The 22,210-nt window shown below is 43.8% G+C and carries 19 protein-coding genes and 2 pseudogenes; 17 read left to right on the top strand and 4 right to left on the bottom strand.

Features of this window, described 5'->3' with window-relative positions; genetic code table 11:
• Nucleotides 1-9 precede the first annotated feature (9 nt).
• The 3 genes from JCM19039_RS25115 to JCM19039_RS25105 are packed head-to-tail and all read left to right on the top strand — an operon-like array spanning nucleotide 10 to nucleotide 1,133.
• Nucleotides 10-252, top strand: a complete 243-nt coding sequence (locus tag JCM19039_RS25115) for a transposase family protein (RefSeq protein ID WP_307190146.1) — start codon at nucleotides 10-12, stop codon at nucleotides 250-252.
• Complete coding sequence (locus JCM19039_RS25110) at nucleotides 165-500, top strand: hypothetical protein (protein WP_238544919.1); 336 nt, start codon at nucleotides 165-167, stop codon at nucleotides 498-500. The genes JCM19039_RS25115 and JCM19039_RS25110 overlap by 88 nt, the downstream gene beginning before the upstream one ends.
• Nucleotides 501-521: 21 nt before the next feature.
• Entirely contained in the window at nucleotides 522-1,133 is a 612-nt protein-coding gene (locus JCM19039_RS25105) for a transposase (protein WP_238544911.1), read from the top strand.
• 589 nt (nucleotides 1,134-1,722) lie between these two features.
• Here JCM19039_RS25105 and JCM19039_RS03630 read toward each other — a convergent pair.
• Genes JCM19039_RS03630 through JCM19039_RS03625 form a run of 3 tightly spaced genes read right to left on the bottom strand, consistent with a single transcriptional unit; the run spans nucleotide 1,723 to nucleotide 3,903 of the window.
• Nucleotides 1,723-2,892: a YjiH family protein gene (locus tag JCM19039_RS03630; RefSeq protein ID WP_307190145.1), complete on the bottom strand. Its 1,170-nt coding sequence runs from the start codon at nucleotides 2,890-2,892 to the stop codon at nucleotides 1,723-1,725.
• 2 nt (nucleotides 2,893-2,894) lie between these two features.
• Complete coding sequence (locus JCM19039_RS27045; RefSeq protein WP_307190144.1) at nucleotides 2,895-3,074, bottom strand: hypothetical protein; 180 nt, start codon at nucleotides 3,072-3,074, stop codon at nucleotides 2,895-2,897.
• 31 nt (nucleotides 3,075-3,105) lie between these two features.
• Complete coding sequence (locus tag JCM19039_RS03625; RefSeq protein WP_052398488.1) at nucleotides 3,106-3,903, bottom strand: HAD family hydrolase; 798 nt, start codon at nucleotides 3,901-3,903, stop codon at nucleotides 3,106-3,108.
• A 534-nt stretch (nucleotides 3,904-4,437) separates the two neighbouring features.
• On the opposite strand from JCM19039_RS03625, the pseudogene JCM19039_RS03620 reads away from it, so the two are divergent.
• Nucleotides 4,438-7,267, top strand: a pseudogene (locus tag JCM19039_RS03620) (2-oxoglutarate dehydrogenase E1 component).
• The gene (odhB, locus tag JCM19039_RS03615; RefSeq protein ID WP_042423947.1) at nucleotides 7,267-8,526 is read left to right on the top strand and encodes a 2-oxoglutarate dehydrogenase complex dihydrolipoyllysine-residue succinyltransferase; all 1,260 of its coding nucleotides are present in this window, start codon (nucleotides 7,267-7,269) and stop codon (nucleotides 8,524-8,526) included. Before JCM19039_RS03620 ends, odhB begins: the two are co-directional and overlap by 1 nt.
• A gap of 70 nt (nucleotides 8,527-8,596) precedes the next feature.
• On the opposite strand, the gene abc-f is transcribed toward odhB, so the two are convergent.
• On the bottom strand, nucleotides 8,597-10,222 hold the full coding sequence (gene abc-f / locus JCM19039_RS03610) for a ribosomal protection-like ABC-F family protein (RefSeq protein WP_042423944.1): 1,626 nt from the start codon (nucleotides 10,220-10,222) through the stop codon (nucleotides 8,597-8,599).
• A 537-nt stretch (nucleotides 10,223-10,759) separates the two neighbouring features.
• Here abc-f and JCM19039_RS03605 point away from each other — a divergent pair.
• From JCM19039_RS03605 to addA, 12 genes and pseudogenes are all read left to right on the top strand, one after another.
• Nucleotides 10,760-11,173: a hypothetical protein gene (locus JCM19039_RS03605; protein WP_042423942.1), complete on the top strand. Its 414-nt coding sequence runs from the start codon at nucleotides 10,760-10,762 to the stop codon at nucleotides 11,171-11,173.
• A gap of 135 nt (nucleotides 11,174-11,308) precedes the next feature.
• A complete protein-coding gene (locus JCM19039_RS03600) occupies nucleotides 11,309-11,797 on the top strand; it encodes a hypothetical protein (RefSeq protein ID WP_042423940.1) in 489 nt (162 codons plus the stop codon).
• A 15-nt stretch (nucleotides 11,798-11,812) separates the two neighbouring features.
• Complete coding sequence (locus JCM19039_RS03595) at nucleotides 11,813-12,016, top strand: DUF6501 family protein (protein WP_042423937.1); 204 nt, start codon at nucleotides 11,813-11,815, stop codon at nucleotides 12,014-12,016.
• Nucleotides 12,017-12,144: 128 nt separating this feature from the next.
• Nucleotides 12,145-13,032, top strand: a complete 888-nt coding sequence (locus tag JCM19039_RS03590) for an acetamidase/formamidase family protein (protein WP_052398487.1) — start codon at nucleotides 12,145-12,147, stop codon at nucleotides 13,030-13,032.
• Nucleotides 13,033-13,034: 2 nt separating this feature from the next.
• Nucleotides 13,035-13,481: an NUDIX hydrolase gene (locus JCM19039_RS03585; protein WP_238544910.1), complete on the top strand. Its 447-nt coding sequence runs from the start codon at nucleotides 13,035-13,037 to the stop codon at nucleotides 13,479-13,481.
• Nucleotides 13,482-13,504: 23 nt separating this feature from the next.
• On the top strand, nucleotides 13,505-13,879 hold the full coding sequence (locus JCM19039_RS03580; RefSeq protein WP_042423932.1) for a VOC family protein: 375 nt from the start codon (nucleotides 13,505-13,507) through the stop codon (nucleotides 13,877-13,879).
• Nucleotides 13,880-14,031: 152 nt separating this feature from the next.
• A complete protein-coding gene (locus tag JCM19039_RS03575; RefSeq protein WP_042423929.1) occupies nucleotides 14,032-14,370 on the top strand; it encodes a hypothetical protein in 339 nt (112 codons plus the stop codon).
• A complete protein-coding gene (locus tag JCM19039_RS03570) occupies nucleotides 14,343-14,969 on the top strand; it encodes a S1C family serine protease (RefSeq protein ID WP_052398486.1) in 627 nt (208 codons plus the stop codon). Before JCM19039_RS03575 ends, JCM19039_RS03570 begins: the two co-directional genes overlap by 28 nt.
• 47 nt (nucleotides 14,970-15,016) lie before the next feature.
• Nucleotides 15,017-15,861: pseudogene (locus tag JCM19039_RS21510) on the top strand (PD-(D/E)XK nuclease family protein).
• A gap of 47 nt (nucleotides 15,862-15,908) precedes the next feature.
• A complete protein-coding gene (locus JCM19039_RS26295; RefSeq protein WP_052398484.1) occupies nucleotides 15,909-17,987 on the top strand; it encodes a PD-(D/E)XK nuclease family protein in 2,079 nt (692 codons plus the stop codon).
• Nucleotides 17,957-18,451 (top strand): PD-(D/E)XK nuclease family protein, encoded by a 495-nt coding sequence (locus tag JCM19039_RS26290; protein ID WP_052398483.1) that lies wholly within the window; start codon nucleotides 17,957-17,959, stop codon nucleotides 18,449-18,451. The genes JCM19039_RS26295 and JCM19039_RS26290 overlap by 31 nt, the downstream gene beginning before the upstream one ends.
• Nucleotides 18,451-22,197: a helicase-exonuclease AddAB subunit AddA gene (gene addA / locus JCM19039_RS03560; protein ID WP_042423926.1), complete on the top strand. Its 3,747-nt coding sequence runs from the start codon at nucleotides 18,451-18,453 to the stop codon at nucleotides 22,195-22,197. The genes JCM19039_RS26290 and addA overlap by 1 nt, the downstream gene beginning before the upstream one ends.
• Nucleotides 22,198-22,210 lie beyond the last annotated feature (13 nt).

Genomic DNA, 22,210 nt, shown 5'->3' with positions numbered 1-22,210 from the left:
TGAAGACACGTGCCACTTGCACGTGGAAATGGAGCGCAAGAAACATCGTTGCCCAGCGTGCGGGAGAAGACGAACAAGGTTCATGATTACCAACTGCAGAAAATCCAACATTTGCAACTTTTTGAGCGCAATACGTTGCTGTGGTACCGGAAACGGCGGTATGTGTGTACCTGTGGCAAGCGGATTCCGGAAGCGTGCCCAGTCGTGGAGAGCGCGATCAGCGCCACAGTGTGGAGTACATCCAAGCTTTAGCACTGCGCGTCATACAAGGTAAGAACTTTAAAGACACCGCAAAACAGCTGTTCACCGCGCCAACAACGGCAATGCGACGTTTTGATCCGCTCGCTCCACGGATGCTGGAAGAAGTGGTCGCCATTGATGAGTACAAAGGCGATACGAATGGCGAACGTTTTCAAGTCCTGATTGCCAACGGAGCGACCGGTGTGCCACTGGATATTCTGCTGGATCGAAAAGCCAAGACCCTTAAGCGAGATCTTTAGGAAAAAGGTGGGGGTGTCAAGATGGTTGTGATCGATATTAGCCCTTCCTTCAAATCCTCGGTGAATCAAGCCTTAGGTCGTCCGATCATCATTGCCAATCGTTTTCATTTCTGTCGCTATATTTATTGGGCGCTAGACCAAGTGCGGCGCCGCGTACAAAAAACGTTTCACGAGTATGATCGAAAGAAGTGCAAGCAAATGCGCCATGTCTTTCATAAGCGTGCGGAAAAGCTAAGCGAGAAGCAAACGTGGTACTTGAATCGCTACTTGGAGTTATCCGAGGAACTTCGGGAAGTCTATGGGCTGAAAAACCAGTTCCAAGCATGGTTTGACAAGCATCGGACGGGCAAGACCGAGGGAACCAACGTGTTCGCCGGTCTACAAGCTTTTTATCAAGCTGTAGAAACATCAGCGCTGAAAGTGATGAAAAAGGCCGCAAAAAACATTGAAGAATTGGCAACCAGAAATTCTCAACAGCTTTATTTTGGTCACACGAAGGGTCCGATTGAAAGGCTGAACAACCAGACGAAGGTCATTAAGCGCAATGCGTTTGGCTTTTGCCGCTATGACCGGCTGCATTTGAAGATGCTATTGCATCACCAATTAAAAGAGCATACAAGTCGAGTAGGATAAACCAAGGAGCAGAGGCGTGTGGCAGTCTCTCAAATTGTGCAAAATGAGAAGGGGTGTCATGGCGGAGACGCCTACGGGAGTAGCGTTAGCCGAAGATCCTCGCGCGAAGCGCGATAGCTGAGGCAACGCCCGTGGCAAGCGTAGCCATGACACCCCCTACACTTCTATAAAAACAACATTTAGGTTTTTCAACAGCCTCAGAGGTGTATTGCCTCTACCCCAACATTTGACTTGGAACCCTTTTTTGAGTACGAAGTGATATGCATCCACAAGTATTAGTTTGAGGTCAGAGAGATGATGAATACATAATGAACCTAAGAAATCATTGGACCATTTCGAGTGTGATCTTGTACCATTAAGAGTCGCTAGCCGACACGAACCGAATACATAATTGCGATGGTGATCTTTTCAATCTCTGACGCGCTACCGAGCACGGGGATTAAGGTAAATCCGGATGACTCTCAATGGTTTGCCCACACCACCCTTAAAAAGAATGTCACAAAAACCGGATGTTCCGTAGCGGACATCCGGTTTTTATGATCCGTTGTATTGGCGTATCTCTTTTACAAAGATTATATGTGTAAGCCCGTTAAAGCGTAAATACAACGTGTGCACATAAAATGATGACGGGTAACGTTATGATCGTTCTAAGTAAGAAGATCGCAACGAGGTGCCAAAAGTTTACAGGAATTTTTGATGCGAGTAACAATCCCCCGACTTCGGACATGAATATGAGTTGCGTAACAGATAAGCAACCGATAATAAATCGCGTCATTTCACTTTCAATGCCTGAACCGATGAGCGCTGGCAACAACATATCTGCAAAGCCGATGAGCATCGTTTCAGAGGCAGCAGCAGCTTCTGGCACTTGCATGAGCTCTAAAAACGGAATGAACGGCATACCAAACCAGGTGAAAACCGGTGTTTGTTCTGCAATAACGATCGTGACAGTACCAATGGCAAGTACAATTGGAATGACGCCAAACCATAAATCCAATACGTTTTGCATTCCTTGTTTTCCAGTATCTCGAATCCGGGCGTGAGCGGCTCGGGTCATCGCCCCATGCCATGCTATTTTTATTAGAGGCTCATTAGAAGCTTCTTCATTTCTTTTAGGCGTAGCATGTTCATAATAATCATCACTAAATCTAGACAGTGGTGGAATTCGAGGCATGATTAGTGCGGCAACAAATCCAGCGATGACAATGGTTGCATAGTAAGGAATAAACATGTGCTCTAAGTCTAGATAACCGAGAATAACAATCGTAAACGTAATGGAAACGATGTTAAACGTAGTACCTAAAACTGCTGCTTCTCGTTTCGTGTAGTGCCCATCAATATACTGCTGATTGGACATCATGACGCCAATCGTTGCATCACCGAACCAAGAAGCTAAAGTGTCTATTGAAGACCGTCCTGGCAAACGGAACAACGGACGCATGATGATGTTCATGAGCGTTCCGACAAACTCTAACAAACCAAAATTGAGCAAAAGCGGGAGAAAGATACCGGCAAACAAAAATACAACGATAAGAAATGAAACGAGATCAAGAATAAGTCCGCCCGTATCTTCACCCCAAATCCATTCTGGACCGACTTGGAAAAAGATAAAAAGTCCGAGTGTTAACCCGATGATTCGAACGATCAACCAAAAGGTGGATACGTTGAATATTGATGCAAATACGGAGTTGTTCATCCACGTTGGTTTCACATAAAGGTAGACGAGACTACCAAGAACAGATAAAGTAGCAAGCACCATTGTCATTTCTGCAAGATCGGTGCAAATGCCATTTCTGCTGTTTCTGAAATAAAGGCAATCGGAATCGTCAATTGCGACTGACCGTCCGTCGTATAACTGATGGGAAGCATAAAGATAAATATTCCTATTAATGAAGGAATAAGAAACCAAAGGATCGTTGGAAGTTTTGTCGTGCTGTTCATGATGTTCCCACCTTAGATGAAAAATAGAAAGTTATGAGATGGAGATTCGCTCCACCACTTCGTGCATCTCCCGCAAACTGACGATCTCAATGTCTGGGGTAATTGATGTTTCGTTTTTTGCACCTTCGCGATTTAACCATATTGTTGTTAGTTTAGCCTGATTACCGCCAATTATATCCGTATGAAGGTTATCGCCGATCATCGCTGCATTCTCTGGTTTTAAGTCAAGCTGACCTAATACATATTGATAAAACCCTAAGTCAGGTTTACCCACACCATAAGAACCGGAAATGAAAATCCGGTTGAAAAAAGGGACGAGCGCCGGGGTCATTTCTAGCTTTTTCAATTGCAAGCTAGGTGCTCCATTTGTAAGTAAAACGAGTTGAAAAGCTTTATTTAATTGTGTGAGTACATCAAACGTTTCCTCAAACACATAAGGCAAAGTTTCTCGATAATAAATAAACGTTCTGGAAAGCTTGCGGGCAAGAGATAAGTCTTCATTCCCCACACTTTTTAATGCTTGCATCCATACATCAAATTGATAAGCACCAATGTCGGCAGCCATCGCCCGAAGCCTGGCGTCATGAACGTCATTGAAGGAGCCCCAAAGTCCCTCGAAAGGATTAATGCCTAAAGCTACAGTGAGCGGGTAAAAACTTTGCTTTTTGTACTCTTCTGGTGCTCGTTCTTTTACGGCTTCAAAAAGTAGTTCAGGATCAACGCCAGCAAGTGCATAAGCTTCATTGCATGTTGCAAGCAAGGATTCTTTGATGCTTTTTTTGTCCCAAAGCAATGTGTCGTCGAGGTCAAAGATCAATGTGTTTAGCACAATGTTCATCCTTTCCTGTCAGTGTATATTTACTCATATTGTAGCATATTGTCAACAGATAGACGTATAAATATAATATTCTGACGGAAAACGACATTCGTTTGTAATATATTCTAAATTTTTCGGCGTTTGCGTTGTGAAAATAAAAGTTTGTCAGTTTAACAAACAAAATCTGCTCTATCTTTTGTATCCTTTCGCAGAGCATGTTAAAATAGTATCGTGAAAGCGTTACGAAATGACGTCAATCATTTTTTCATGCAATGATGCAATTAGTTTTAACCGTGATCAACACGGATCCACCATATAATGGCAGATGAATGTTATATGGATATAGTTTCGTCATGAATGAATTTTTTGATGGATGACTGTTGTGTGTGATATTTGCTTTTTGCAATATCGTCATTTTAGTGTGTGAAAATAATGAGGAGAATGATGATTCTGAGTGGATCGGAATTGTCCGGTAGGACGAAGTTTAGTAGAATTAGCGGCCATCATTCACAGATTGTAAACAAGTGTAGTTGGAGGTAGTAGCAGATGGACAGAAAGGTTTCCAAGCTTGGAAAGTCTTGGGAAACATTTCACGGACCGAACTTAGGGTACGTGATGGACATGTATGAAGTGTATAAGGATAACCCAGATGAAGTTGAAGAAGATTTAAAAGCGTGGTTTGACGCATACGGCGCACCAACCATGGATGAAACGACTAATGGTGTTTCAGTAATGGACAGCCAAGAAGTGAACTCATCATCAATGCATAAGGTTGCAGCGGCGATTAAACTTGCCGATAATATTCGGACATTCGGTCATTTGTTGGCGGATATGAACCCTCTGCAAGAACCAGGAGAAGAATCTTCGTTTCTTGATCCAAAAGAGCATGGTCTCAGTGAAGATGATCTGAAATCAATGCCAGCAGAAATGCTTTGTAAAGATGCACCAAACACTGTTCGGAATGGTTTAGATGCCATTAATCACCTTAAGCAGATGTACACCAAATCCATTGCATTTGAATTCCACCATGTACACGACCTCGAAGAGAAAAATTGGCTCAATCAGATGGTTGAAACGGGTAATATATACGAAGAGCTGTCAAGCGATAAGCGCAAATCGATCCTTGAAAAGCTTACTGCAACCGAAAGTTTTGAGCAGTTTTTACACCGTTACTTTGTCGGACAAAAGCGTTTCTCCATTGAGGGATTGGACGCGATGGTACCGATGCTTGAAGAAATGACGCAAAGCTACATGCAAGATGGTGCAAGAGACATCATGATCGGCATGGCGCATCGCGGTCGTTTAAGTACGCTTGCCCACGTATTAGGGAAGCCTTACCATTTAATTTTCTCTGAATTTAAGCATGCACCAAATACAGAAGAAGCACCAACTGAAGGGTCATTGAGCGAAGGTTGGACTGGGGATGTTAAGTATCACCTCGGGGCGAATAAGCAAATTGGTGAAGAATCAACATATACAACGGTTGCATTAGCGAACAACCCGAGTCACTTGGAGTATGTAGATCCAATTGTCGCAGGGTATGCGCGTGCTGCACAAGAAAACCGTACAGAAATCGGATTTCCAAGTCAAGAAATGGAACGAGCAGGCGCCATTCTTATCCACGGTGACGCGGCGTTCCCAGGTCAAGGCATTATTGCGGAGACGCTTAACTTGAGCCGTCTTAAAGGATACCAAACAGGTGGAACCTTGCATATTATTGCAAATAACTTGCTTGGGTTTACGACGGAAAGTCACGATTCAAGATCAACAACATATGCAAGTGACCTTGCAAAAGGCTATGAAATTCCAATTATTCACGTGAATGCAGACGATCCTGATTCATGCATCGCTGCTGTACACCTCGCTTGTGAATACCGTCGTCGTTTCCATAAAGACTTCTTAATTGACCTCGTAGGTTACCGTAGATACGGGCATAACGAAACCGACGAGCCTGCATCAACACAACCGAAGCTTTATGAACAAATTCGCAATCATGATACTGCACGAACGTTGTATGCGAAAAAACTTGTCGGCGATGGTGTTATTACTGAAGACGAAGCGAAAGAAATGCAAGCAAACATTCAAGACAAACTAAAGCGTGAGTATGACAAAGTAGGCGAGGCGAATAAAGAGGTTTCTGAAATGAACCCGCCTGAAGTGATTGAAAAAGGCTTGCCAAAGATGGATACTGCCGTAGATTATGACACGCTAAAGCAGATGAACGAAGAATTGCTCGAACACCCAGAAGGATTTTCGGCATTCCCGAAACTGAAGAAGATTTTAGAACGTCGAAAAGAAGCGTTCACAGATGGTGTGATTGATTGGGGTCATGCTGAGGCACTAGCGTTTGCTTCGATTATTTCTGATGGAACTCCAATTCGTATGACGGGTCAAGATTCCGAGCGTGGAACGTTTAATCATAGACATTTGATTTTGCACGATCATAAAACGGGTGATATTCATTCACCAATGCACACGTTGTCAACGGCGAAAGCATCGTTTGCGTTGCATAATAGCCGCTATCTGAAGCTTCAGTTGTTGGTTTTGAGTACGGGTACAACGTTCAAGCACCAGAGACACTTGTACTTTGGGAAGCACAATATGGAGATTTCTCAAACGCCGCACAAGTCCAGTTTGACCAGTTCTTATCAGCGGGTAGAGCGAAATGGGGACAACGTTCAGGTATGGTGCTGTTGTTACCTCATGGTTACGAAGGTTCTGGACCTGAGCACTCAAGTGCGCGTCTCGAACGTTTCTTATCACTCGCAGCGGAGAACAACTGGAACGTTGCTTACTTGTCAAGTACAGCGCAGTATTTCCACATCCTTAGAAGACAAGCGAAGAGCTTGGAGATGGATGAAGTTCGACCGCTTGTGCTCATGACACCAAAGAGCTTATTAAGAAACAAATCTCTAGCCGATTCAAACGAATCATTTACCGATGGACGTTTTCATCGTATTGTTGGTGATCCGAAGACGCTTGGAAACGAAGATGAAGTAGAGAAACTCGTCTTCTGTACAGGTAAAATGGCGATTGACTTACATGAAAGTATTGATGACACCGTTGATACGAAGAAGATCCATATCGTCAGGTTTGAAGAATTGTACCCATACCCTCACAAGACAGTGAACACGATTCTTAACAAATATAAGAACGTGACCTCAGCCGTTTGGGTACAAGAAGAACCGAAGAATATGGGCGCATGGAATTATATTGATCCATACTTGCGGGAAAGTTTACCAGATCACGTAACGCTCGATTACGTAGGCGTCGTCGCCGTTCAAGTCCATCTGAAGGGGATCCGAACTTCCACAAACACGAACAACAGCGGATTATTAATACAGCATTGGGTCGAAATGAAGGGAGAACAAAATAGTGGCTGAAATTAAAGTTCCTGAACTCGCAGAATCGATTACAGAAGGTACAATTGCTGAGTGGCTAAAGCAACCAGGCGATTATATCGAACAAGGGGAAACGATTGCCGAGTTAGAAACCGATAAAGTGAACGTTGAAATCAACTCCGAACAATCTGGTGTATTGCAAAAACACTTAAGAGAAGCAGGAGACACAGTCGAGATTGGTGAAGCCATCGCGACGATTGATGAGAATGCCAAGGAAGGTTCAGCTCCAGCTGAAGAGCCGGCAAAAGAATCACCAGCTGCTGAACAACCTTCTGAAAAGAAAGAGGAGTCTAGTTCGACTGGCGGAGATGACTCTTCTGAGTCTAGTGAAACGGATCACGTAATCGCTTCTCCTGCTGCTCGTAAGTTGGCACGTGAAAAAGGGATTAACTTGAATGAAATCTCGACACGTGATCCACTTGGCCGCGTGCGCAAAGAGGATGTAGAAGCGCACACGAACCAGCCGAAATCAACACCAGCAGCGAAGAATGAAAGCCCAGCACCAGAAAAGAAAGATGAGTTCGGTGGCAAGCCGCATGAGCGAATCAAGATGAGCCGTCGTCGTCAAACGATTGCGAAGCGTCTTGTTGATGTACAACAAGAAAGTGCGATGCTTACGACGTTTAATGAAGTAGATATGAGTGCGATTATGGATATTCGTAAGCGCCGTAAAGATGCGTTCCAAGAACAACATGATGGCGTACGTCTTGGATTTATGAGTTTCTTTACGAAAGCTGTCGTAGGCGCTTTGAAGAAATTCCCACTTCTTAATGCAGAAATTCAAGGCAATGAAATTGTGAAAAAAGATTTCTACGATATCGGTATGGCTGTATCAACGAATGATGGTCTCGTTGTACCGGTCGTTCGTGACGCTGAACGGTTAAGCTTTGCAGGCATTGAGAAAGAAATCGGTGAGCTTGGGAAAAAGGCAAGAGACAACAAACTCGCTCTTTCTGACCTTCAAGGCGGTACGTTTACGATTACGAATGGTGGCGTGTTTGGATCATTGCTATCCACGCCAATTCTAAATGCTCCTCAAGTTGGAATTCTAGGCATGCACACCATTCAATGGCGTCCGGTAGCCATTGATCAGGAACGCATGGAAAACCGTCCGATGATGTACATCGCTCTTTCTTACGACCATCGTATTGTTGATGGGAAAGAAGCTGTAAGTTTCCTTGTGGAACTGAAAAAGATGCTCGAAGAGCCTGAGCAACTTTTACTCGAAGGATAATACAATAACAACCGCTTGGATGACGATCATCCGAGCGGTTGTTATGTTTCTGAAGGGGGAGGGCGTCTTTTCAACGCTCCTTTACTCGTTTTTCATAAGCATAACGAAAAGATCCTTCATACTTCGCAAGCTGGCCATCTTCAAGCCAGAAGGTGGTGGGGAAGCATTTGTTAAGAAAGTATCGATTATGGGATACGGCAACAATTGTACCCGTAAAACCTTCAATTGCATCTTCGAGCATATGCTGCGCGTCAATATCAAGGTGATTCGTCGGTTCATCCAATATAAGAACATTGTGGTTTTGGTGCATCAGCTGTGCAAGGCGAAGCCGCATCAGCTCCCCGCCGCTAAGAGAGGCGACTGTCTTAAAGACGTCATGTCCGAAAAAGTGAAACGATGCAAGAATATGACGGGCCCGAGCCTCAGTGACCGGCACTTCTTTTTTTAATGCTGCAACGATCGTATCTTCTTGATCGCCAACAGTGGGGTGTTGGGACAAATAGCCAATGGATACATTCGTGCCGATCGTTACTTCTCCATCATCAACATGCGCTTCTCCTGTTAATACGTGTAGAAGCGTCGATTTGCCAGCGCCATTTGGACCGACGATGGCTACTCGCTCACCGTAACGGATGTGCATAGAGATGCTTTGCAAAATTGGTAGGTGAGCATACGATTTGTGTACATTACTACAAGTGAACACATCATTTCCTGTTCGTTTTTCATGATCGAAAGTTAATGAGATTTTCTTCTTGTGAACGGGACGTTCTAATCGTTGGATTCGTTGCAGCGCTTTTTCCATGCTTTTGGCTTGACGGTGCATTCCAGCATTTGGTGGATTGGCGCGATTTGCCCAATCTTTAAGACGTTTAATCGTTTCTTTCATTTTTTTAATCTTTTTTTGCTGATCGGTATAGGCTTGGAATTCCTTCAGTAATCGTTCCTCTCGTTCTAAGACATATCCACTGTAATTTGTATTGTACGTGTGCAATGTACCTTGCTCGATCTCCCACGTCTTTGTTGTTGTATCATCGAGAAATGCACGGTCGTGGGAAATGATAAGAACAGCCCCTTTGTAATTACGGACCCATTTGCTCAACCATTCAAGTGCATAAAGGTCAAGGTGGTTGGTCGGCTCATCTAATACGAGCAAATCGGGCGTTGTAAGTAGTAAATGTGCAAGTTCAACTTTGGCACGCTCGCCACCACTTAACGCTTCCCAACTCGCCTCTAAGAGTGTGCTAATGCCTAATCCATCAGATACGCGTCGGATTAAGGCGTCTATTTCATAACCGCCCACAGATTCAAATTGTTCTTGTATTAATCCATACGTGTGTAACGTTTGGTCTAGGTTGATTTGAGCAGGCTGTTGAAGCTGTTCTTCTAGACGTTGCAACTCATTGCTTATATCGTATATATGTCGAAAGCTTTGTTGGAGTACTTCATAAACTGTACCCTCGTTCGAGTGATCTGGAATTTGTGCAAGCAAACCTTTTGAAGTGTTTTTTTGCCAACCAATCGTGCCGACGGTTGGTGACATTAGCCCCGCAGCTAACAGGGCGAGTGTTGATTTACCCGACCCGTTTTGACCGACTAGACCAATTCGGTCAGCTGATTGAATTTCAAAAGATAGGTCGGAAAATACGGTTGTCCCACCATACGATTGTTCGATTCGGTGTGCGTAGCATACAATCATTGTCGCTTCTCCTTTGAGAAGACGTGACCAATAAAAAAGATGACGGAGAATGAGTCTCCATCATCTTCGTGTGAAAAATGAATAGACACGTCTCTTTAGTAGTTTTTCCATCGTAAAGGTTGAAAAAAGACAGACTGATCCAATTTCGCAACCCATGCGGAAAAAATTGTCCGACAACGAGTTAAAAACGCACCGATCTTTGCCAGACGACCACTAAAAAGACTCATATCTACTCACCTCCCAATTGTATGTAATCACTTATACTTTACTGAATAATCGCTCAAAAGTAAATCAGAATTATTTGTATCACAGGTCGATGTTGTCGAATCGTAAGGGAAAATCGATAAGACGAGCAATTGTGAGAAAATATGAAATTTAAGGGTTTACATCATCAAGATATGTGGTAATATATAGTATACCTTTAGCCCTCATAAACGTTCATATGAAGGCTGAATACTTTATATCGCCTCTTGAAGCGAAAGTCGCCCGTAGTCCGTCGATAACCGTGAGGTGCACATTTTTGAGGAGGGATTTCTTATGGTACAAACGAAAGCTCAAGAATTGCGTGCGGCGATTCAGATGAGAGGCTGGTCAAACACAACACTCACCGTAGATGATAAACAAGACATTGTTCTGAATAGTCGAACGGGATGTCGTTCTTGGAAAGGGACGAAGTGGGGATTTATTTCTACAGGTGTTCCTGAGAAGTTAAGCATTCGTATTGATGTCCCTAAGCAGCGTGTACAATTATCTGAAATTGCTGAACGGCTTGAGATGCAAATTATGAACGAAGATTCACTAGAGCTCAGTGGAATTTGGATTGAACACAAAGCTGATCGCGATACGCTTCATATTACCATCAGTGAACATGACCTCAATGAAACAGCTTTTTCAGAGGAGTCCAAGCTCATTGATTTTATTAGTGACGTACGTAGAATGAATTGCTTATAAATGGTAAAGACAAACAGCCGTCAATTTGACGGCTGTTTTTTTGGGTTGTATTCAGATTGTCATGAAAGCATGTCGCATGATATACTATTGATAATCACTCTCAATCAGGAAAAGCATGATCCGAAAGGGGATACTATGGATACGAGCCGAAAGCGTTATTTCTATTGTCGCTCGCTGCATCACTCTTTGGAACCGATGAATTGGCCACGCATTAAAGAAAATGGCTTTGATCTTAATATAAAACGTGAAGATTTACCGTTTTTCATTACATTTTTCCGGGAGCTCCATTCTTATTATGCTGATCGAGCAAGTTGGGTTCCCGAAAGTTATCAGCGTTATATGGATGAGATCGCTCAGTTTTTCAAAGAACAATCGAATGAAATGATCTATTGTTCATCCATTCAAACCGAAGCGAAGTCGTATGTGATTCCGTTTACCGATTTTGTTGCTGCGTTTATGCTTGCTGACGAAGCATTTGAACGCATCTTTAAGGAAAGTAAACAAATGGAGCACCATTTCGAGAAAGTGCTCACGTACTATAAGCGCTTCAATTTACTTGCCGATGCGAACAAAGCGCAGTTTATTCTCGATCACTTACCAGAACTTGTTTACCATCACGATTAATAAGGGGAATCATAGATGCTGCACTATACATGGGAAAATAACACGACAATCAAAACAATTACTTGTGTGCATGTGAACGCGAAGAAATACAAAGTAAATTCCGTCCTTACACCAGGGAATACGTACGATGTGAAGAACGAAACTGAAGAATTTTATTTTGTGATTGATGACACGGGAACGATGGCTGGTTTCTTAAAAGATTATTTTGAAGAGCAGTAGTAAGACGGCGATGAGCCGTCTTTTTTTAATGGAGAATCGGTTTCGAGCAATTGAGTTTCCAATAAAAATATTATGTAACTTAATAATTGCTGATATATGTTAGAATAGTATGAAAAGAGGTGATGGTTATGAACATACAATCAACGGATCATATTTTTACGTTTTCAAAGGAGCATCGAGCCATTCGTTCAGTTCCTGTAGGAAAAGAAGTGACATTCCATACGTTAGATGCATTTTCAAATCAAATTGTGGATCAAACGTCGACGTTTGACAAAATTGATATGAATGCCGTAAACCCAGCGACCGGACCGGTGTTTGTAGACGGTGCAAAACCTGGAGATACGCTGAAAGTAGAGATTGTAAGCATTGATCTAGATTCGCAAGGTGTCATGGCTGTTGCTCCTGGTTTAGGGGTGTTAGGAGATCAGGTGAATCGTTTTCAAGCGAAATTGATGGACGTTCGCGACGATCACGTGATTTTCTCGGATGAGATTTCATTTCCAGTGCGCAAAATGGTTGGCGTGATTGGCGTTGCACCAACAGGTGAGGCCGTGAGTTGTGGAACGCCTGGGAATCACGGTGGGAATATGGATAACTCGAGTATGACCGAAGGATCAACGGTCTATTTTCCGGTTTCGTGTGATGGGGCGCTTTTCGCTTTAGGTGATGTGCATGCGGCCATGGGGGATGGTGAAGTGTGTGTGACCGGTGTGGAAATTGCTGCCCGTGTGACCGTGAAGTTTTCGGTCGTGAAGGAGGCAATAAATCTTCCGTGGTTAGAAACGAGCGATAGTTGGCAAGTTATTGCGTCAGCAGAGACATTCGAAGAGGCGGGTAAACGAGCGGCGTCGGAATGGACAACCTACCTTGCCACGCGGTCACGGCTAACGAGTGAAGAGGCGATGATGCTACTCAGCGCTTCTTCGAATTTGGAAATATGCCAGGCGGTCAATCCGTTGAAAACCGTGCGTTTAAAAATGCCAAAATCAATCCTCCAACAAACAGGCGTTGAGTGATGATGAAAAAGGAGAAAACGATGTTTGTCGTTAATGTAGAAGCAGCCATTTACGATGATAACCAATGGTTATTCATAAAACGGAGTGAGCAAGAAGAACACGCCGCTGGGCAATTGGCTTTTGCCGGTGGACGAGTCGAGGCTGGGGCACGAGCAAACGATGTATTGGAGCAAACTCTCCATCGTGAAGTGATGGAAGAGGTTGGGGTGCAGGTTAAAAATTTGCAGTATGTGAATAGTACGCTGTTTTTTGCAGATAACGGTACGCCTGTTGTTGATATTGTGTACGTTTGTGAATTGGCGTCAGGCATACCCTATGAGAAAAGTAGCGAAGAAGTGGATGCCGTCCTTTGGCTGTCTACTTCAGACTTGCTCAGTACGGCGGAAGCACCTGAATTCTTAAAGGAGAATGTTCGACAAGCCGATTCAATTAGAAAGAAATTGGGGTAAACAAATATTGGGGAGGAACATTCATGACGTTACCGATAAGAAATGAAATTAATAGCATTTTTGTGCATGTGAAAGATCTAAACGCTTCGGCGGTTTGGTATTCAGACTTGGTAGGGGTGAAATTGAATGTGTCTCATGTGGAATCACCCGTACACAATGTGCCCGTGAGGGGTACGACGTCACTCACGTTGGACGATCATCGTTTTGATCCGAATTTCCACTACGAAGCGACAACACAACCTTTGTTTAATTTGTATGCGCCAAACATTCAGGATGCCTATAATGATATACAAAATAAAGGTATACGTGTCGTGCGAGAAATTGAACATGTTGGCGAAACGGCGTGGTTCAATATTGAAGACCCAGATGGAAACGTGATTATGATTTGTAACTGCTAATGTGCACCAAATTAAATTTCACATACCGTAATAACATTAAAAGAAGTGATCATTGCGAATCGCTTCTTTTTGCTTTCGATGTTTTCAAATGACGCTCCTTTGCCTTGCATGATAAAATACATATAGCGAACGAAAAGGGGCCACTTGTACTTATGACAGAAGATGATCAAAAAAGACGTGAAGAAGAACGACGCAATCGTGAACAATCAGACATCGTAGGTGAGTTTGATGATGATGCCGATGAGTTTAACGATGAATTTATAGAAGAAGATTTTCGAGAGTGGCAAACAGAAGAGTCCGATGATGACTCGAACATCCCTCCAGAGGAACCCCCTTTAGAGGCTTTTTTTGAAAAAGAAGTGATCGATGATAAAACGAAAAAGAAGAAAAAGACATTAAAACGGTGGCAAAAATTCGGGATCATCTTCGTTTCATTTTTACTCGTCGTTCAAGCGCTGCCGCATTGTTTCAATTCTTGCGCCCTGACGTAATTGATTTTCTTACGACGTCATACGAACTCTCACAAAACGAAGAAGTTGCTGAGTGGCGGGAATCTGTCGTCACGTTACAAGTCGAAGCTCCAGGAGCATCCTCAAGAGGGACAGGCTTTTTTATAAATGAAGATGGCTTGATTGCGACGAACAGGCATGTAGTTGCAGAGGCGTTTCAAGTGGTTGCAACGTTGCATGATGGTACTGCGTTTCAAGCGGAGCCTGTGTTTATTTCTGATGAATTGGATTTTGCAATTATCGATATTGGAGAGCAAACGCCTGTCCCGTATTTACCTTTGGCAGAGGAAGAGCCGATTATGGACGTGGGTACAGATATTATTGTTATTGGCAACCCCCTTTCCTTTACAGGCATTGCGAATGAGGGAGAGGTGTTGGAAACAGGCACGCCAGCTGTCATTAGTGCTCCCACGTTTAGTGGCAACTCTGGTAGCCCAGCGATTAACCACGAGGGAGAAGTGGTCGGTATTATATATGCAACGAGAAATCAAGGGGATGAAGGTCGTGTCGGATTGATGGTCCCTATTAATGAAGTCATTGATGAAGTGACAATGATTGAAGAAGGAGGCGTTAACGAGTGAGCATCCAGTTTTATTTAGGGAGAAATGGCAGTGGGAAATCTAAGGAAATGGTCAATGAAGTTGCCCGTTTATTGTCAAACGAGCCGGTGGATGGGTCACCGATCGTGTTTCTTGTACCCGAGCAAATGACGTTCCAAGTGGAATATGCGTTGGCAAAGCTGACCGGTGGCATGACACGGGTTCAAGTGTATAGTTTCTCACGGTTAGCTCACCGGGTTTGCAAGAGTTGGGAGGGCACCGACGGGAACGCTTACAAAAGCCAGGTATGCACATGCTCATTCGAAAGATTGTCGAGGAGAAAAAGGACGAGCTGCTCGTTTATAAAAAAACGGCAGATACGGAAGGGTTCATTGCCGAGATGGAGCGCATCATTACGGAAATGAGAAGGCAAGCAGTATCAGCAGAAATGCTAGAGCCTCTCGCAGAAAGCGACCAACACGTGATGCGTGACAAAATGCATGACATCCATCTGATCTATGAGACGTTCGAATCGTTGTTTACTGGGGTTTATGTGAACGCTGAAGAGTCGATTAAACTGTTAGCGGATTTAGTGGACCAATCAACGATTGCGCGAGGGGCGATCGTTTACATTCACGGTTTCCATGATTTCAGCAAACAAGAGCAAATCGTTGTACATAAATTGTTCAACGTGGCAAGTTCTGTAAAGATGTCGCTAACGTTACCTGAAGTACCCCGATCTGGAGATTCGCCGAATGAACTGGATCGCTTCTTTTTACCTGCGAAAACGTACAGCGAGTTAACCCAAATATTACAAGCGGAAAACTTGTCTTGGGGCGTACGTCAATTTGCTCGTGGGGGACGTTTTGAGAATGCTGGCATTTCGATGTTGGAGCAATTTGATGACCAGCACGAGGCACAAAGCAGCATGTAGATGATGGTAGCATTCAAATTGTTGAAGCTGTAAACCGACGCATAGAGGTGGAAAGTGTTGCCCGTGCCATCCGGGACCTCGTCAGGGAGAACGAGTATCGTTATGAAGAAATCGCGATTCTCATGAGGGATATTGAGCCGTATGAAGACTTACTGAAGCATACATTCGCACGTTTTGATATTCCTTATTTTCTTGATGATTCACGGTCGATGATGCATCATCCTGTTATTGAGTTCATTCGTTCGACGTTTGAGATGATGATACAGAATTACCGCTACGAACCGGTTTTTCGTGCATTCAAGACGGATTTATTGTTTCCACTACATTCGAATTGGCAGATGTTTCGTGAGCGCGTGGATGAGTTGGAGAATTATGTGCTTGCGACGGGAAAGAAAAACCAGGATTGGACAGTCGCAACAAATTGGACGTACTCAAGCGCCCGTCATCTGTTGGATGTACGAAGTCAAACCGACAAAGAAAAGAAGATTGAAGAGCGCTTAAATGAAACAAAAAATATGCTCATCGCTCCAATTGAACAGTTTCATAAAGTGTTGTGCACATGCACAAATGTTGAAGAGATGAGCAGCGCACTTTATGAATTTCTTATTGAGCTACACATCCCAGAAAAGCTGGAACAATTGAGTCAAGCAGCCGTAGATCGAGAGGCTTTGGAAGAAAGCAGTGAACACGGTCAAGTTTGGGAGAACATTATCGATGTGATTGATCAATTTGTACACGTGGCCGGTAGCGATGACCTTGGACTTGAGACGTTTTCTACATTAATTGATGCAGGTTTTGAAAGTTTGAGTTTTCGTCTTGTCCCCCCTGCGATTGATCAAGTGACAATCGCAGATATGGAGCGTTCTCGCCTACCAAAAATAAAAACGACATTTTTAATTGGGTGCAATGAAGGTTTGCTTCCAAAGCGACCGACCGAAGACGGGATCTTGTCAGACCAAGACCGTAATCAATTGGAGGCACATGGCGTGTCTCTTGGGCCGTCTGCGGTGGAACGATTATGGCATGAACCTTTTTTCGTTTATCTTACGCAATCTAGCTCAAGTCATCACATTGTTTTCTCCTATGCACTTGCTGATGAAGAAGGTAGTAGCTTGCTACCTTCTCCGCTAATTCGCCAGTTGAATGAACAGTTTTCTGGGATTATAACCGCATTTGTTGAAGCGGAACCCGCGGGCACACAATTGTCTGATCAACTGACCTACCTCTCCCATCCTAGACAGGCTATCGACCTTTTGTCTCGCCAACTCCAACGATGGAAAGCGGGGGAGACGATCGCTCCAATTTGGTGGGATGTTTATAATTGGTTTACGAATCAACCAGACTGGTATGCTCATTTTGAGACGGCACTACAGAGTCTTACGTACGATAATGAAGCGGTGGCTTTGCGAGAGGAGTCATCTGCGAAATTGTTTGGAGAGCACATTGAAGCAAGCGTTAGTCGAATGGAGCTATTTGAACAATGTGCGTTTCGACACTTTAGTCAGTATGGGTTAAACCTAAAAGAACGTGACATTTACCGCTTAGAAGCATTTGATATAGGGGAATTATTCCATGCGGTGCTCAAAGACATCTCGGATGTACTAAAAAGAGAGAACAAGACATGGAAAACAATCACTGAAGAAGAGTGTCGCCACATTACTGGAGAAGTAACGAAAGCGGTTGTACCTAAAATTCAACGACACATATTAGAGAGCTCGAATCATTTCCGATATGTTCAGTACAAATTAACAAATATCATGCAAAACGTAACGAAGACACTTCGTGAACAGGCAATTCAGTCCAACTTTGAGACGATTGACTTAGAAGTAGAGTTTGGAAGAAAGAGCCCATTGCAGTCACCGGTATACACATTAGACAATGGGGCGACAATGTCTCTTCGAGGAAGAATTGATCGGGTTGACCAAGCAACAACAGATCGAGGTTCCTATATGCAAGTTGTTGATTATAAGTCAAGTGAACAATCGCTCTCATTTACCGATGTTCTGCATGGCATATCCTTGCAAATGCCTGTGTACTTAGACGTTGTTGTTAATGGTGCGAAGTCTTGGATGGGGATTGAAGCTCATACGGGGGAATGTTTTATTTTCACGTTCATAATCCGGTGATTGACTTAACAGAGGCGGATGAAAAAACCGTAATTGCAGCTGAACGTTTTAAATCGTACAAAATGAATGGATGGTTACAAAAAGATCTAACTGTCGCCTCGTTAATGGATGAGGAGTTCACCAATACGGGTGCTTCAAGAATGGTCCCAGCTAAACTTAAAAAAGACGGAAATTTTGACGCTCACTCAAAAGTGATTAATCAAGACGAACTAAAAGGCCTACATGAGTTTTTGCAAACGAAGATGGTTGACATTGGCAATCGCATGACAGCTGGGGAAACGAGTATACTTCCGTACAATAAAGACAACAAGAAACTTGCCTGTACGTTTTGTCCATTCGAATCGGTCTGTCAGTTTGATCCGACATTACCAGGAAACGACTATCGAGATATTCCTAAACTTGACGATGCGGAAGCGCTTCAAAAAATGATGGATCTTAGTGCAAAGAGAGAAGGTGAAAAGTAATGAACCGTTGGAAACTAGAAGCCAAGCCCGCGGGTGTTCGTTGGACGGACCCGCAGTGGGAAGCGATCTCCTTAAAAGGGGGAAACATTCTTGTCGCAGCCGCAGCCGGAAGTGGGAAAACAGCCGTACTTGTTGAGCGTCTTGTCCGGAGAATTGTTGATTCAAGCGATGAGGCAGAAGTTGATCGGTTGCTCGTTGTGACGTTTACAAAGGCTGCTGCAGCTGAGATGAAAGAACGGATTGGAGAGCGGATTGAAGAAGAATTAAATGAGAACCCTTCGCTTTATTTACAACGTCAAAGACAATTGTTACATCGCGCAAACATCTCCACGCTTCACTCGTTTTGCTCAGAGCTTATTCGTCAGCACTATTATGAAGTGAACGTGGACCCAAAAGTTCGAATTGCAAATGATACAGAGCGTGAGCTCTTGAAAGAAGAAGTGCTCGATGGTGTACTTGAAGCCTATTACGAAGCGTCAATTGAAGAAGCACCGATCTTTTATGAGATGGCAGAGTCGTATAGCAACGACCGAAGTGACACGGGATTGCGCAAACTTATTTTTGATCTATACACCCGTTCAAGAGCGCACCCAGAGCCAAATAAATGGTTGGATTACGTGAAGAAAATGTACGAGCATCCGTATGAACATCCACAACAATCACCGTGGGGACAAGTTGTGTTCTCTTACGCTTTCGAACAAGTGCATTCCGCTTTAGGGTTAATGAAGTCAGCGTTAGCGGCGGTTCATGCCCCTGAAGGTCCCCCTCATTACCTCGACCTATTTGAAGAAGAGTACGGGCGGCTTCAACAATTAAAAAGCGTGAATACGTGGGATGAATTGCGCCAACAGATCATCGGTTTTACGTGGAAAAGAGTACCGAGTAAGAAAAAAGGCATTGAATTTGACCCTGCCGTTCAAGCACGAGCGAAAACGTTGCGTGATGAGAGCAAGAAGATGATCGGTGAGGTAGAAAAATTACTGCACCCAAACCCTGATGACTATCTTGATACGATTCAACAATTGCATCCACGTGTAGAGATTCTTGTCGAGATTGTACAAGCGTTCGCCAAAGAGTATCGAGAAACGAAGCGTGAGAAGACATTGATGGATTATGACGACCTTGAACATTTTGCGTTAGAAATTCTCAGTAATGATTCCGTGGATCAACCATCCGCCATTGCAAAACAGTACCAAGACCACTTTCAAGAAGTACTTACCGACGAGTATCAAGACACAAATCAAGTTCAAGAGGCAATTCTGGAGCTTTTATCAGACGGGAACAATCGTTTTATGGTAGGGGATGTCAAACAAAGCATTTATCGATTTCGTCTTGCCGAACCCGGTCTATTTATTAAGAAGCATGAAACGTATGCTACACTCAGACAACCGATAGAGGAGATTGAACGAGCACCTGGAGTACGCATCGATCTATCTGATAACTTCCGCAGTCGCGAAGAAGTGTTAGATGGTGTGAATTATGTGTTCGAACAAACGATGGATGCAAACGTTGGCGATGTGACATATGATGATGCTCAATCGTTGAAATACGGTAATGTAGATTATGTGCCTGATGTGGACAGCTATGAAGTAGAATTGACTTTATTAGAGCGGGAATCAGAGGATGAGGACAAACAGCCAGCAGCTGAGCTCGAGGCCACGTGGACAGCATCCAAAATTAATGAGCTCATCGCAAGCGAGTATCCGGTGTTTGACAAAGAGAAAAAAGAAATGAGGCCGATTGAATACCGGGACATTACGGTGCTGATGCGATCGCTCCCATCAGCTCCGGTTTATTTGGACATCTTTAAGCATGAAGCGATTCCCGCATATTCAGATCGAGATGAAGGGTACTTCCGACGAATTGAAGTTCAAGTGATGCTTGCTTTGCTGAAAATTATCGATAACCCGTATCAAGATATTCCACTCGCTGCGGTGCTTCGCTCTCCGATAGTTGGCTTACAAGAGAATGAATTAGCAGAAATTCGACTCGCTGCTGTTGGTGAGCCCTTTTATGAAGCGGTGAAAAAGACGATTACGAATGAGCCAGCGTCTACGTTTGAGCCATCGCCGACCACTTACATTGAAGAAAAGCGTCAAACCGATCGGTGGCAGCGAAAACTTGTGCTATTCTATGAGCATTTTCAACAGTGGCGTACGCGGTCCAAGCATACCGCTTTAGCGCCATTTATTTGGCAGCTTTTTGAAGAGACAGGCTACGATTCCTATGTAGGTGGTCTCACAGGCGGCAAACAGAGACAAGCAAATGTTCATGCGTTATATGACCGCGCGAGAGCGTATGAAAAAACGTCATTTCGTGGGATTTTTCGTTTTTTACGATTTGTTGATCGAATGGAAGAACGAGGGGATGACTTAGAAAGTGCAAGAACGTTAAGTGAGCAGGAAAATGTCGTTCGAATCATGAGCATTCATAAAAGTAAAGGCTTGGAGTTCCCCGTCGTGTTTATCGTGGACGGGATGAAAGAATTTAATTTCTCGGATAGTAAACGGGCGACGCAAATTCACCAAACGTTAGGGTTCGGTTCCGTTCATATTGATACAAATCAGCGTACGAAACAAAAAACGTTGCCACAATTGGCGATTAAGAATGCTCAAGAACGTGAGCAGCTGTCCGAAGAGCTCCGCATTCTCTACGTCGCACTTACACGAGCTAAAGAAAAAGCAATTCTTGTTGGAAGTGTAAAAGAACGCGAGAAGAAAATGCTCAACTGGATCAAGCTGGCTGATGACGATTCGAAGCTCTTGCCGTTACACGTGAGAAAAAATGCAAAACGATTTTTTGATTGGCTTGTGCCAGCGATCTTAAAACACCCTAGTATTCAGCAAGCTCATTCAGATGTACAGCTGCAAACATCAATTGCTCACCCGTCTAAATGGCGTTTGCAGTTTGAGCAGCCCGTACTTTCTGAAGAAGGTGAGAAAGAGCCAGATCAGAATCAAATACTCGGCTTGATTAAATCTCTTCAACCTGTGGAGAACCGTGGGGATTCACACATGGCTGAAGTTGACGAGAGGTTGTCGTATAGCTACCCCCATCCAGAAGCCACAAAATCGTTTGCAAAACAGACAGTTACGGACATTAAGCGTCTGGCTGAAGACCGATACAGTGCAACTGAAAGCCCCGCTCGCACGTTCTCTTCTGAAAGAGCTAAACGACCGGAGTTCTTACAAAAGGGCACGTTAAGCGGTGCAGAGGCAGGAACAGCGATGCATACCGTGATGCAACACCTCCCGATGAAAGATGCCAGTCTTTTAGACATCGAAGCGTTCGTTCAACAACTATATGAAAAAGAACTTCTTACCCTCTCAGAAAAAGAGACGATCCAGCCGCAATGGGTGTTGGATTTTTTAACATCACCGCTCGGATTGAGGATGAAGCAAGCCAAACAATTGTACAAAGAAGTCCCTTTTACTTTCATTAAGAAGAGTCGTCACGTTTATCCTGATTGGAAAACCGCTGAAGATGAGCCGATTCTTATACAAGGCATGGCTGATTGCCTGTTTGTTGAAGAAAATGACCGGCTTGTCCTTCTTGACTACAAAACGGATCAAGCGGCTTCACGTTTTTCTGGAGGAATTGCTGAAGCAGGGCCCATACTTCGTGAACGCTACCGTGCGCAACTAGAAATATATAAGGAAGCCATTGAACAGATTTGGCACCGACAAGTCGATGAGAGTTGGTTATACTTTTTTGATGGGAGTTATGAAATTGAAATTAACGTATAAAAGGAGGGGTGCA

It is taken from the genome of Geomicrobium sp. JCM 19039, from assembly GCF_000698145.1.
Classification (GTDB): Bacteria; Bacillota; Bacilli; order Bacillales; family Marinococcaceae; genus Geomicrobium_A.
This window is presented reverse-complemented; position numbering and strand designations above follow the sequence as displayed.